We start from the raw sequence: 14,510 nt of genomic DNA, 5'->3' as shown, positions 1-14,510 counted from the left end.
AGACCAGTAGATTTTGAGCACTATGTCGATAGAACATCTCTTTCATGTATTTGAAACTAAACAATCAGCATACGAACTGACCATACCGAAAAATTGGAGCCAAGGTCGGACAATATATGGTGGTTTATCAGCAGCTTTAGCTTATCAAGCTGCTGAGAATTTAATAGAAGACGACAGAAAAGTCAGAGCTTTTCACTGCAACTTTATCGGCCCGTTAAGTCCTGAAGTACCTGTAACAATTACGGCGACATTATTACGCACCGGTAAGAATGTCAGTCAAATTGTCGCGCAAGTGTCGCAAAATGGTACTATTGGCGTAATGGTACAAGTATGTTTTGGTGTTAGCCGTGATTCAGTATTACACCAAGTTGCAACTGATACTCATACCATGCCTTTTCCTAACAAGCCCAAATTTATTCCTATGATCCCGAAAGTTGTACCTAAATTTGTGCAACATTTTGACTATGCGTTTAATAAAGGCAGTTTGTCAGTGACGAAAAATCAGGACCCTATTATTCATGGCTGGTCGAAAATTTCTAAGCCAGTTAAGCAAATGAAAATGGCATATCTCATTGCACTCATGGATGCTTGGCCGCCAACAATGTTTCAAATGCTTCGTTTACCTGTTCCTGCTAGCACAATGAGCTGGGATATTGAATTTATTAACCCTGAATTAGCATTCGACAGCGGGCAATGGGTTGCCAGTGAAACAGAAGCACATCACATTAAACACGGCTATGGACATGAGCAGGCAAAATTTTGGCATGAAAATGGACAACTACTCGCAATTTCAAAACAAGTCGTCGCGGTATTTGGCTAACTAATCTTAACACACACCATAATTGACTGATATAATTCCTTTTTTCTTACAAAGGAATGCTTGTTTATGAAACGCGTCATGATCACCGGTGCTACAGGTCTGCTTGGCCGAGCGCTTGTTAAAACACTCTCTCAATCTTTTCAAGTGATTGGTACTGGCTTTACCCGTGCCAAACCACCTATTCTACCACTCGATTTACAAAATGAAGAGGCCGTTAGTACGTTTATTGAACTGCATCAACCTGACGTTATTATTCATGCGGCTGCAGAACGTAAACCCGATATTTGTGAAACAGATCACCAAGCTACGATAAATTTAAATGTTAACGTTTCAAAACACTTAGCTCAGTGCTGCCAACAACAAAATATTCAATTATTCTTCATTAGTACTGATTATGTTTTTGATGGTAATAACGCACCATATGAAGAAAACGCCCAAACGTCACCATTAAATTTTTATGGGCAAAGCAAATCTCAAGCAGAGCAAGCTGTTTTAGCGATCAGCAATCAACACACTATTATTCGTGTACCCGTTTTGTATGGCGATGTTGAATATTTAGCAGAATCTGCGGTTACCGTTATAGCAGAGCAAATAAAGGCTGAGCAAGAGAGTAAGCATGACGATTGGGCAATTCGATATCCAACACATGTCGAAGATATTGCATTGTCTATAGCAGACTTAATTAACCTTCCCTTAAATCAATGCCACGGTATTTATCACGTATCTGATAAACAGCGCATGACTAAATACCAAATAGCGCAATTGCTCGCATCAGCAGTTAACTTGGAAGGTAAGCAACTCGTTGCGCTACCGACGCCAACTCAAACGGCAAATAGACCTTATGATTGTGCTTTATCAGACACGCGCTTAAAGCAATTAGGCATCAACCATACACGTAATTTTAAGCAAGCCATAACAGAGGTATTGAAACCTCACTTACCATAAAAGGTCAACTTTAATGTGCAACATTGTGTTTATACGTATCAGGTTAGATTGACTTTAGTGCTTGCTCTGATAGCTGTTTTATATAGGTGTTAACCTTCCAGCTATCAGGATTCCAGCCCAATAAAAAACGGTAAAAATCAGCCCAAGCGAAAGGGTATAATTCAGTAATTTCATTCGTTAATGCTTTACTGTCTACAGAGATTTGATACCAATTTAACGCATCAATTAAGTGTTGCTGGTAAGTCTCTAATGCGTAGTCAACTAATTTAAATAGGCTATCTTCATCACAACAGCTGCCGAGTAAATACGCTAAATCAACAACACCAGCACCACGCCCAATATATTGAAAATCAACGGCAGCGACAGAGCGCTCATCTTGATGAAAACATAAGTTAGCAAATTTAACATCACCGTGAAGCAAAGTGGTAAAGCGTGCTGAATTTAGTTTATCGGTGATCGCACTAGCTTTTCTTTTGTACAGGGAGTCTGGCATCGCTTGCCATTCTTTTTTACGAGTACCTAAATGCCAGTATGTTCCTACTGGCCACAAACCACTCCCCCTATTTTGCCAAAATTTAGCATGGAAATAAGCTAACCACTTTATAGCAATTGCTAAGTTTTCACGTGTTCCTTCATTATGCGTTCGGTTATAACCGTTGTAATAGAGATCTTCCATTACAAGAATGGTTTTATCACCCAAGGTTTGGATGGCGATAAGGTCCGGTACTTTACAAAGATGATCAGTTAACGAAGCATATTGTTGATAAAATGTAGCCTCTACCTGATATGAACGCATTTTACGTTGATGACTTACATCTCCTCCCCAACCGCGCGGGTGTTCGTCACTGTTACCGGGTTTAACAACTTTTATTATGTAGTAGCGGGCTTTGGCATTACTATAACAACGCACAATTTGACCATAGCCACTCCATAATGACTGCAGTTGTCCTTCAATGGTGATAGAAGGATCATCAAGCAATGTTCTTAATATTAATTCAAGTGACATAATAATTTATCAATTATCTATTTATCGCGTTATCGCGCGCGACTAAACAGTTGTTTACACTCTTCGATTAATGTTTGGTGATGGTGATTTTTCTTATAAACCATATAGATAGGACGTTTTATTTGTAAAGGCGAGTCAATCGTAAACAAGCTACCATTTTTAACGAACTCCTGTACCAATTCATTAGGCAAATAACCAAAACCACCTTGCGATAACATGACTTCAAGCGCCATCATTGCGGTCGATGTTTTAAATTTTGGTACCACTTTATGATGTAAAGCATGCTCTTTATTGAAAGTAAGTCCCCAATCAACGTAAATATAGTCATTACAAGTGGCATCAAATGTTGGCTCACTACCAACAAAAGATAACTCGAAATAACCAATTAATACATTAACAAAGTCATCATCTTTTATTGGGTCTGTCAATAAACCTACATCTACAGTTCGTTCATCAAGCTTGCGCTGAATGGCTTCTCTTACCGAAATTTCTGAACTCAGAGATAAGTGTTCAAATGCAGCTAAGGCATCAAGAATACGCGAGCTAAAAAACGCATCCCAAACATTGGGTGTCGCTGCAATATTAAATGTCGCCTTTTGTTGATCGGCAATAGTTAGTGCAATTTTAGACTGCTCCATTTGATTTACAAGCATATGAGCATGCGATAACAGCGCTTCACCAGCAGGCGTTAATCTTAAGTTGTTCTTATCTCTGATAAGTAACTGGGTGCCGTAAAACTCTTCTAATTGCTTAATTCTGGCACTCACGGCAGCTTGAGTAATGTATAAATTTTCAGCTGCTCGGCCGAAATGCTTATTTTCTGCCACAGCAATAAAGGTTTTGAATACACGAATATCCATAAAAATATCCAACGTTAATATACGACTGTAATGTAAAAAAATATTGTCTTAACGACAAATATTTTTTGTTTTTCAATCAGCCCTTTTTTGCATACATTTTCAAAAAAGTTAGCCAAGGCGCACCGTGAATGACAAGCAATATGAATTTAACCATTGATATCTCATGTGCACATCAAGCCTTATACGCTTACTCTCGTGTCGTGGCTAGTATTTTTTCATTATTCATCACTCGAAGCGTTAGTTTTTAACAACCTCTTACGCTTTAGATCAATCAAATAAGAGTATCTGTTAATTATGACAAGACAATGAGGGAAAACTATGATTACCAACATACGCAAAGGTAAATCTCCATATTATGGCGATAACGTGTTTACACACGGCATTTCTCGCAGTGGTTATTTTAACAAACGAGAATCTGATGAATTGCTCACCTATGGCTATACATTCGCGGGCCTTGCTGATGGCAGTTTGTTGCCTATTAATGAAGATGAGCAACTTTTTGTTGAACAGTTAACAACGGTAACGACTTATTACCCTGCAAAGTTATGGCAAAAATACCTACATGCAGTAGAGAAAAGTAAAATACATCATGGCTTTGCAAAAAGTAACGCCAAGTCGTCATTTAGTCAAAATAACGATTTAGAGTTTGCTTAATATTTACAGTACGTAGAAATAAGACGGTAATTTTGAGACCTGCAGTAGTTTACCGTCTTTTGTGAACATATAAATTTCTTGTACAACAAATGAACACTAGACATTTATGTAAAAAGTCGTAATTATTATCACAGACATAAGATGAACTTATTCATCGCTATTTCTACATTGACGATTGTCAATTAGACAAAGTAGTAAAGGAGCTGTAGTGAAGAGTGGACGTGATATACATATCTTGATTGTTGATGATGTCTCAGACAATATTCAAGTTGCCATGAATGTGTTGAAAGAAGAAAGTTATACATTCTCATTTGCATTGGATGGCGAAGAAGCAATTAACTTAATTAAGAACACTGACTTTGACTTGATATTGCTTGATATCATGATGCCTAAGCTTAACGGTTATGATGTCTGCAAAACAATTAAGTCACTTGAAGCAAAAAAAGACATTCCAGTAATTTTTCTAACAGCTAAGGCTGACATCGATGCTATATCACAAGGATTTGAAGTCGGCGGCGTCGACTACATTACCAAACCCTTTCATGCAAATGAACTGCTTTCTCGCGTCAAAACTCACGTAGAGCTCTCAACAACCCGCAAAGCGATACAAAAACACTCGGCAGAAATAGAGCAAAAAGCAAAATTACAAGCTGAACGGTTAGTGCTTGAAATAGAAGAGCACCAATGTGAAATGATTTACATATTAATGGAAGTCATGGAATCAACCTCTGATGAAACAGGACAACATATCCGCCGCGTTGCAGAGACATGTAAACTGCTTGCTCAACATGTCGATTACCTCAGTGATACTGATGTAAATACTGTATTCCTTGCTTCTCCTATGCATGATATTGGTAAAATTGCGATACCCAAAGAGATTTTACATAAACCAGGCAAACTAACCGATGATGAAATGACCATCATGAAAACGCATGCTGAAAAAGGTTATGAACTTTTAAGTCATTCGAAACGTCGATTAACTACTGCAGCATCAATTATTGCTCATGAACATCACGAGAAGTGGGATGGAACTGGCTACCCAAGAGGGTTAAAAGGCGAAGAAATTCATATTTACGGACGAATTGTTGCACTTGCCGATGTTTTTGATGCGTTAACACATAAACGTCAATATAAAGATGCTTGGTCTGTAGAAGATGCCGTTAATTATATTAAAGAAAATAGCGGTAAGCATTTCGATCCAATGCTCGTTGACATCCTAATTAAGTATCTTCCAAAATTTATGGAAATAATGCATTAACACTATGCTAAATCGTTTATGTCTCGTGCTTCTTTTGAGTCTCTCGTGGTTCTCAATTGCACAAGATATTAGTCAAACGCCTGTAAAAGTGCCACTAACACTGGCAGAGCAGCAATGGTTAGAAAATCACCCTGAAATCATAGTTGGCGGCAGTTTAGACTGGACGCCGATTAATTTTGTTGATTCTCAAGGCAGACCCCAGGGGATTGCTAATGACTATCTAAAACTCATTGCTCGCTATACTGGGTTAAAATATCGAGTAAAACCAGCACAATGGCATACTAACCTTTCACGGCTCAAAAATAATGAAATTCACCTATTAGGTTCGGTTTATAAAACAACAGAAAGAGAACGTTTTCTTAATTTCTCTACTCCTTATTTTTACGCTCTAGACTATTTTTTTGTTCGCAAAGGTCTTGTGGTAAACACCTTAGCTGATCTCAACGGTAAACGTGTTGCACTGCCGAAAGGTTACGCTCACCAAACCATCATTAAGCAGCACTTTCCAGACATTATTATCGTTGAAGTTGAAACATTTACTGATGCTATCGACGCAGTATTAGAAAACAATGCAGACATTCTTTTTGATACTTACGGAGCGCTTATTTATACCCTTGAGCAAGAGGGGATCACGACAATTGTACCGTTTAAATCTACGCGGAACTTAGGTAAAAACCCGATTCATTTTGTTTCAAATAAAGAGCATCCAGAGCTGGCTAGCATTATTCAAAAAGGCTTAAATGCTATTTCATCGGAGCAAGCTCGTGAGATTCAATTAAAATGGTTCAAACCACCAAAAAACCCTTTTAGTAGTAACTTATCAAAAACAACAGCCTCACAAACCTCTACATTTCATTTAAATGAAAAAGAGCGTCAATGGATTGCAGAACACCCGATTATTAATGTTGCAGGAGATAAAGCTTGGGCGCCTTTTGAATTCATTGATAATAACAATCAGCAACAAGGTTTAAGCTACGACCTACTAAATGAAATAGCCCGACTCACTAATTTAACTTTTAAGGTATTTCCCGACGTTTGGTCAAACTCTTTAAAAAGTGTGAAGGAAAAACAACAAGACTTACTATTATCAGTATTTAAAACGGAAGAACGTGAACAATATTTAACTTTTTCATTGCCTTATATAAAACTCCTTAACTATTTTTTCATTCGTAATGATTTGAATGTCACCACACTTAAAGAGTTATCAGGTTATCGATTAGCGATAATTAAAGATAGTGCCATGGAATCTTATATCAAAGAGCATATCCATAATTTAACCTTTGTTTATGTGGAATCCCCATCGCAAGCTATAGATTATGTGATAGAAAAAAAAGCTGACATTATCTATGATGCTCATGCTGTTATTAATTATTTGCTCGAGCAAAAATCAGTCACGAATATTCTCCCCTTCAAAACGTTACCTCAAGCATCACAAAACAGTTTACATTTTGCCGCGAGAAATGATTACACCACGCTAATAGATATCATTAATAAAGCCATTGTTCATTTAGAGGGTAACGCAACAGATACCTTGTACGATAAATGGTTAATCAATAAACATTTAGATCCTAAACCTAGAATTCAGTTATCAAAACAAGAAAAGCAATGGTTATTAACCCATAACAAGATCACATTAGCTACAGATCCAAATTGGATGCCTTTTGAAGCTACTAACAAGCAAGGTAAACACATAGGTATTGTGCCTGATTATCTCACACTTATTTCACAAGCACTCAATATTAACTTTAATCGATTACCAACCAAAGATTGGCAACAAAGTAAAGACGCTTTACTGTCGAAAACTGCAGATATGGGCTCAGCAGCAAACTCTTATAAACCCTTAAAGACGCTGTTATTTTCTGACACCTTTGCAAGCAGTCCATTTGTGATAGTTATGCAAAATGAAGATAAGTACATTGACGACATTACGCGTGTTTTTAACAAGCGTATTACGCTAATTAAAGATTATTTTAGTAGCGAAGACTTAATAAAACGATTTCCAGAACAGTCATTTTTACTCGTTGATACAGCCGAACAAGGCCTTGAAGATTTATCATCTGGAAAGACAGATGTTTTTATTAGTCCATTAGCTCAAGTAAATTATTTAATAGCAGAGCGTGGCTATAGTGGCATCAGAGTAGTAGGAAAAACCCAATACGACTTAGAGCTACGTTTTGTTTTTCAACAAGAGTTTGCCCCTATCATTCCGATGATAAATAGAGTACTAGCCAATATAAGTACCAACGAAAAGCAACAAATAGTTGATAGATGGGGGAGCAAAGATCCAATTGTAAAAACCGACTACCAGCTTATTTTTATTATCCTGAGTGTTGCTTGCTTAATTATTGCCATTATTTTTATTTGGAATAGAAAATTACAACGAGAAATACTACTTAGAACGAAAGTACAACAATCATTAAAACAGAGCGAACGTAACCTATCTGTCGTTATTGATAACATTCCCGTTATTGTTTTTGTTGCTAATATTGAAGATAACACGTTGTTAATGGCCAATAACTGGGCAATAGAAGAACTTGATATCGACGAAGCAACGTTGCACCAAACTTCTAGTACACAATTCTATCAAGGTTGTGTAGAGAATATTCATGATGAGCAAGTAAAAATTCAAACGTTAAACAATACCACCATTGAAGGTTTACTCTCTATTATTCCCATTCGCTATCAAAATAAAACAGCGCTAATGTATATTATCGTTAATTTGAATGACCGAGTCTCAATGGAGCGAGAATTACAACACGCGAAAGCAACCGCTGAAGCCGCTAACGAAGCGAAGTCTGAATTTTTAGCGAATATGAGCCATGAAATTCGCACGCCGATGAATGCTATTATTGGGTTCACTGAATTACTTTATGAGCAAATTCAAGACAATAAACTTAAGAGCTTCGTAAAAACAATAAAGTCAGCAGGTAACTCGCTACTCTTGCTAATAAATGACATTTTAGATCTATCAAAAATAGAAGCCGGCAAACTCACTATCGATAAAGAAGTTTGTAATCCACATACCATTTTCGAAGACATCAGTAATGTTTTTACCATGAATGTACGTAAAAAAGGCTTAGACTTTGTACTTAACGTCGATGAGAAAATACCGAACGCTCTATTATTAGACGCAACGCGCATTCGCCAAATTCTTTTTAATTTAGTCGGCAATGCCGTTAAATTTACTGAAGAGGGCTGTATTACCTTGCGAGCTGTCGCAATTAATGAGAATGAAATTCATAGTACGCTCGACCTAAGGATTGATGTAGAAGATACAGGCATTGGCATTCCAGAAGATAAAATTAATGATATTTTTGAAAGTTTTCAACAACAAGAAGGTCAAAGCGTAAGAAAGTATGGTGGTACAGGCTTAGGACTCACCATTAGTAAAAGACTAACAGAATTGATGAATGGTAAATTATCTGTCACAAGTGAATTAAATAAAGGTTCTTGTTTTTCTATTTACTTAAAAAATATTGATATTTGCGCAATTGAAAACGCGCCACAGCCTCTATCAGAAGAAACAGAACAACTGTCACTTACCTTTTCTGACGCTAACATATTAATCGTTGATGATATTCAAGATAATCGAGACTTATTAGTTGAAATTTGTCGCACACTGAATATTAATACGCAACAGGCTAGCAATGGTTTTGAGGCCGTTGCTGCAATTAAAGAACAACCGTTTGACTTAGTGATCATGGATATAAGAATGCCAGAAATGGATGGTTATGAAGCTGCCAATATTATCAAACATGATCAGCCAAATGTGCCCATTGTCGCGCTTACAGCGTCAGTTATGCGTGACGATTATGAAAGGCAACGTCGTGAAAACTTTGCTGGTTACTTAAGAAAGCCAGTATTAAAACAAGAACTCATCACAGAATTAAAGCGCTTTTTACCCTATCAACAACAATCATCAAATGTACCTGATGTTGAACAGAAACCGCTTAGCAATTCACTAAAGCAACATTTACATGAAAAATATTTACCAACATGTGAACAGCTAATAAAAAGTAACAACCTTAACGATATTGCGAGTTTTGCTGAATCCTTGCTACATGAAGCAAAACAAAATAACAGTGATGCATTACGCCACTTCGCAACTGATTTAAAACAAACAATTGATATTTTTGATGTCGTAGCGATGAAAGGACAACTAATTCAGTTTAGACAACTTTGCCAAACCTAATGGCAAGCTACCAATACAAAACAGCTTGTATATTTTTTGTCATACAAGCTGTCTAATCATTTTTAGTATTAAGCGTTTGACTCACCCTTCAACTTTGCGATTTTTGCTCTTGAAAATCGTCGATACAATACAGGCAGTATAACTAAGGTTAACAGCGTCGATGTTAATAACCCTCCAACAACGACACTTGCCAAAGGCCGTTGAATTTCAGCACCAATGCCAGTCGACATTAACATCGGGATCAACCCTAGTGCGGAAGTGATTGCTGTCATCATAACAGGCCGAAAACGTGATGAGGCGCCATCAATAACTGCGCTACTTATATCTTTTGTCGATGTCAGCTGTTGATTAATGCTTTCAACCATTACCACACCATTTAACACCGCAACGCCAAACAAGGTAATAAAACCGACAGCACTAGGTACTGATAAATATTGGCCTGACAAGTAAAGTGAAAACACGCCACCTATCACTGCTAATGGCACATTAAGTAATATCAACATTGCTTGTCCAATAGAGCCAAATGCAAAATACAACAATATTGCGATGAGTGTTAATGATAATGGGATAACAAGTGATAGCCTTTTTTGTGCACGTTGCTGGCTTTCAAACTGCCCTCCCATACTGACAGTATATCCCGCAGGCAACTGTATATTCTGGTCAATAGTTTGTTTAATTTCCTTGACCACAGAGCCCATATCTCTCCCTTGAACATTTGTCTGAATAACCACCCTGCGTTGAACGTCGTCTCGTCTTATTTGAGGAACACCAGATTCATAGCTAATAACAGCAACGTCCCCTAGCCTTACCCATGCCCCACTAGATGATTGAATACGAATGTCTGCAATGGCCTCTGTATTGCTACGATAAGGCTTATCAAGTCGCACATAAATATCATAACGTTCATTCCCTGTGATAATTTGTCCCGCTTGGGTGCCTCCAACCCCTTTACTAACAACATCCATGACACTTGCTACAGACAAACCAAATCGCGATAATGCTTGCCTGTTAGGTGTAATAACAAGTTGAGCTTCACCTGTTATTTGTTCCATAGCAACATCTCTTGTACCCGCTATTTGTTTAATCGCAAACTCAATCTCTCTTCCCTTTTGCGCTAATATTGTTAAATCAGGGCCAAATAGCTTTATTGCTAACTGCGCTTTTACGCCTGATAACAATTCATCCACTCTCGTTGCAATCGGTTGTGAGAAGTTGAACAACAACCCAGGGAATTGCGCTAACGACTCCTCAATCTTTACTTGAAGTGCTTCACGTTTTTTAGCGGTAGTCCACTGAGCAACGGGCTTTAAACCGATATAAATTTCAATATTATTAACTGGCTCTGGATCTCCACCAATTTCTGCTCTACCTATACGACTTAACGCATATGTCACTTCCGGAAATTGCATAAGTTTTTTCTCTAGCATTGTAGCTACGTCAAGTGCAGTATTTAGACTTGCAGAAGGCGCCAATGTAACGCGCAAGTTAATGGTTCCTTCTTCAAGGGCGGGAACAAATTCTGTGCCTAGTTTTTGGTAAAGTAAGCAAGCAGCTATTAATGCAAGACCAGCAACACCCACAATAGTTTTGACACGTAACAACGCATAAGTCAGCGCACGTTTATAAAGAGTTGTTATTTGTTTCATCATGTTGTTTACTGATGAAGTGTGGCGCCTTCTCATAACCAAACTCGCCAAAGCCGGCATGACAAATAGTGCAACACAAGTAGCAAAGACCACCGCAATCATGATGCTAATTGCCATTGGCTGAAATAATTTTGCCTCGACACCTTCAAAGCTAAATATTGGTGCAAATACCACAAGAATAATTGCCGAAGCAAAAAATATCGGCCTTGCCACTTCTTTGGCCGCTATTTCTATTGTTTGTCTGACGATATTACTTGTTAATTGCTGTGATGTTTTATGGTGTTCGAGGGCAGTAAGACGCTTAACAATATTTTCAATCATTACCACCGAGCCATCAACAAGCATACCAATAGCAATAGCTATACCCCCTAATGACATTAAGTTTGCCGACATTCCCATTAACGACATTGCCATAAGTGCGACAGCTATCGATATTGGAATAGAAATTAACACTAAAAAGGTCGCTGAAAGATCCATCAAAAAAAGTAGGAGCACAATACTGATAAAAACAAATGCAATTGCTAGTGATTTGATAACCGTCATCACTGCATTTTTAATCAACTCACCTTGATCATAAAAGGGCTCAAACCTAACCCCTTTTGGCAATGCTTGATTAATAATATCAACGCGTTCAGTAATACCGCCAATTGTGGCGTTTGAATTAGCCCCAATTCTTTTCAACACAATCCCTGTGACGACTTCACCCATTGATTCTATTTCACCATGATCCCCTCGCCGAGTCATGGTAACCGCTCCTTGTCTAATTTCACTACCAAATTCTACGTTAGCAACATCTGCCAACGTAACCACCGTGCCATCAATGGTTTTAAGTGGTACTTTTTTTATCTGTTCAATACCTTGTTCACCGCTTGCAAACCAGCCAGTACCGCGAATTGCCAACTGCTCTTGTCCTCTCGCTATATACCAGCCACCAACATTGGTATTGTTGCTTTGAAGTGCATCAATAACCTGTTGCTGAGTTAATGCAAAAGAGAGTAGCTTATTTGGGTTTAAATTTACTTGGTACTGTTTAACACTACCCCCAAAAGACAGCACATCCGTTACACCATCAACAGGCATAATCAACAGTTTTACGACCCAGTCATTTAAACTTCGTAAGGTCATCGCATCGTAATTGGCGCTTTTATCGGCTAACAGTAAATATTGATATATTTGACCAAGCCCCGAGGTATTGGGTCCCATTTCAGGGGCACCAATACCTTCAGGAATTAGTGCCTTAGCTGTTTGCAAACGCTCAAAGACTAACTGTCTTGCAAAATAAATATCTGTTCCTTCTTTAAATACGACTGTTACGCCAGAAAGGCCAGTTTTAGAAATGGAGCGCACTTGTGCAACATCTGGCAACGCATACATAACCGCTTCTATTGGATATGTGATTAATTGCTCCACTTCTTCAGCTGCAAGCCCAGGCGCTTCAGTGTTTACAACAACTTGAACATTCGTTACCTCAGGAAAAGCGTCTAAATTTAACTTAGGTAAGATCATCAACGCTGCGACAATCGTAATTATTAAGGTAATAACGACAAGTATTCTATTTTTCAGCATGCCATTTATCAGTATATTAAACATGTCGCCTCCTTAGTGGTTATGTGGGTCAAAACCGCTTTTCATACGTTCTGCAGCAACAAAAAAGGCACCTTGAGTTACCACTCGACTACCTGATGTAATCCCATTAACTTCCCGTAGTTCGCCAAACTTGCTTCCTAATGTTACAGGCGTAGCTAAAAACTGACCTTGTTGCTTTTCAACGTAAACAATCCAACTGCCATCTTGCTTTCTGATCAAGGCTTCGTCTGGCACTGCCACTAGTTGTTCATTCGTTTCAATTTGAAAATTAACATCAACAAACATACCTGGATGAAGTGCATCATCTTTATTGTTAACGGACAAACGAACAATCTGCGTGCGTGTGACAGGATCAATGGTGTGAGACTCTTGAATAATGCTCGCTAAATAACCACGCTGACCTAATTTAACGCGAGCGACCGATCCTAGATCTAGTGCAAGCTCTTTTGTAGGTGATAGTTTTGCTTCAACCCATAACTGAGCTTCATCAGCCAACACCATAATCGTTTCACCTGCATCAATACGTTGTCCCTGTGAAAAATCATCTTTTAAAACAACGCCAGATTTTTTAGCAATTAACGAGTACTGTCCTAGCCTTGCCGTGTTAACCGTTGAAATATTAGCAATCGCTTGCTCCGTTAACCCTAATGCAATTAATTTTCCGTAAGCCGCATTGAAATTGATTTCATTGCGTAAACGTTGGCTATCACTAATATTTTTGCCGTCAAGTTTTTGAACACGTTGCCATTCAGTTGACGCAATCAAATATTCGGCTTGAGCTTGCGCCATTGCTTCACTAAATAAAGTGACAAGCTTTTGTCCTACATCGACATGCTGACCTAAAATCGCATGGCGATTAATAATGACAGAGTCAGTGCGGGGCGAAACGACATAACTTTTATAACCATTTACTTTAACTTCTCCTGGTGCGTAGATAGTACGTATATGCTTTCGCGCATTAACCGTTTCTATACGTATATTTGCAAGTTGCTGTTGTTTTCTGTCGAGTAGAATTGCCGTGTCATGTGCTTTTACTGACTCATGTTCATGTGCTGTTTCTTTTGCACTACTTTGCAATGAGAAAACAGCAGACGATAAAAATACCAGGCAATAGCCTGTATAAATCTTCTTTAAAGACATAAAAATTCCTAACAAATTTAATAAATAACATCCCGTTACGGGGCGAAAATAAAAATCAGTTAGGCTATTGGAGGGCGGTACATTGCCTCGGTAAAGGCATGAGTAGTCGGTATAAGGTAATAAAAAGACGTGACAGACAACGCATCAAAAGCGCTCGCTTCTGTCTTAACTGTAACCCATGTAGCATGATTTCCAGTGCAGTGACCACAATGGTGACAATCATTAACATTATGAGCGTCATTGTTATCTTGCTGAAGTTTTGTATCATCGAGGTGTGAATGTTGCTGCTGCAAGTGCTCAACATCCATTTGATGATCGTCATCCCCTACTGCGATAGCTGCGAAAGATTGGAAAACAATCGCAATAACAAGCAGTAAATAACAGAAAAGTTTCATCTGCAAA

General features: G+C 38.2%; 10 protein-coding genes. 5 read left to right on the top strand and 5 right to left on the bottom strand.

Going from position 1 to position 14,510, the window contains the following annotated elements; translation table 11 throughout:
- Positions 1-22: 22 nt before the first annotated feature.
- Together QUE09_RS06750 and QUE09_RS06745 are read left to right on the top strand one after the other, a co-directional pair.
- Positions 23-820 carry an acyl-CoA thioesterase gene (locus tag QUE09_RS06750; protein ID WP_286235436.1) on the top strand — a complete coding sequence of 266 codons (798 nt, stop codon included), beginning with the start codon at positions 23-25 and terminating at the stop codon, positions 818-820.
- A 66-nt stretch (positions 821-886) separates the two neighbouring features.
- Positions 887-1,765 carry a dTDP-4-dehydrorhamnose reductase family protein gene (locus QUE09_RS06745; RefSeq protein WP_286235435.1) on the top strand — a complete coding sequence of 293 codons (879 nt, stop codon included), beginning with the start codon at positions 887-889 and terminating at the stop codon, positions 1,763-1,765.
- 43 nt (positions 1,766-1,808) lie between these two features.
- Here QUE09_RS06745 and QUE09_RS06740 read toward each other — a convergent pair whose 3' ends face one another.
- Together QUE09_RS06740 and QUE09_RS06735 are read right to left on the bottom strand one after the other, a co-directional pair.
- Positions 1,809-2,771 carry a phosphotransferase family protein gene (locus QUE09_RS06740; RefSeq protein WP_286235434.1) on the bottom strand — a complete coding sequence of 321 codons (963 nt, stop codon included), beginning with the start codon at positions 2,769-2,771 and terminating at the stop codon, positions 1,809-1,811.
- Positions 2,772-2,800: 29 nt separating this feature from the next.
- The gene (locus QUE09_RS06735) at positions 2,801-3,631 is read right to left on the bottom strand and encodes a LysR family transcriptional regulator (RefSeq protein WP_286235433.1); all 831 of its coding nucleotides are present in this window, start codon (positions 3,629-3,631) and stop codon (positions 2,801-2,803) included.
- A 318-nt stretch (positions 3,632-3,949) separates the two neighbouring features.
- Between QUE09_RS06735 and maoP the strand changes: the two genes are divergently transcribed.
- The 3 genes from maoP to QUE09_RS06720 all read left to right on the top strand — a co-directional run bounded on the left by maoP (position 3,950) and on the right by QUE09_RS06720 (position 9,735).
- Positions 3,950-4,285: a DUF413 domain-containing protein gene (gene maoP, locus QUE09_RS06730; protein WP_286235432.1), complete on the top strand. Its 336-nt coding sequence runs from the start codon at positions 3,950-3,952 to the stop codon at positions 4,283-4,285.
- A gap of 208 nt (positions 4,286-4,493) precedes the next feature.
- Complete coding sequence (locus tag QUE09_RS06725) at positions 4,494-5,543, top strand: HD domain-containing phosphohydrolase (RefSeq protein ID WP_286235431.1); 1,050 nt, start codon at positions 4,494-4,496, stop codon at positions 5,541-5,543.
- 4 nt (positions 5,544-5,547) lie between these two features.
- Positions 5,548-9,735, top strand: a complete 4,188-nt coding sequence (locus tag QUE09_RS06720) for a transporter substrate-binding domain-containing protein (RefSeq protein ID WP_286235430.1) — start codon at positions 5,548-5,550, stop codon at positions 9,733-9,735.
- Between the two features lie 68 nt (positions 9,736-9,803).
- Here the strand turns inward: QUE09_RS06720 and QUE09_RS06715 are convergent, their stop codons facing one another.
- From QUE09_RS06715 to QUE09_RS06705, 3 genes are read right to left on the bottom strand one after another with little or no spacing between them, the layout of a single operon-like run.
- Positions 9,804-12,971 carry an efflux RND transporter permease subunit gene (locus tag QUE09_RS06715; protein WP_286235429.1) on the bottom strand — a complete coding sequence of 1,056 codons (3,168 nt, stop codon included), beginning with the start codon at positions 12,969-12,971 and terminating at the stop codon, positions 9,804-9,806.
- Positions 12,972-12,980: 9 nt separating this feature from the next.
- Entirely contained in the window at positions 12,981-14,108 is a 1,128-nt protein-coding gene (locus QUE09_RS06710; protein ID WP_286235428.1) for an efflux RND transporter periplasmic adaptor subunit, read from the bottom strand.
- A gap of 59 nt (positions 14,109-14,167) precedes the next feature.
- A complete protein-coding gene (locus QUE09_RS06705) occupies positions 14,168-14,509 on the bottom strand; it encodes a hypothetical protein (protein WP_434017287.1) in 342 nt (113 codons plus the stop codon).
- Between the last annotated feature and the right edge of the window lies 1 nt (position 14,510).

The sequence above is a fragment of the Thalassotalea sediminis genome (assembly GCF_030295915.1).
GTDB lineage: Bacteria > Pseudomonadota > Gammaproteobacteria > Enterobacterales > Alteromonadaceae > Thalassotalea_C > Thalassotalea_C sediminis.
This window is presented reverse-complemented; position numbering and strand designations above follow the sequence as displayed.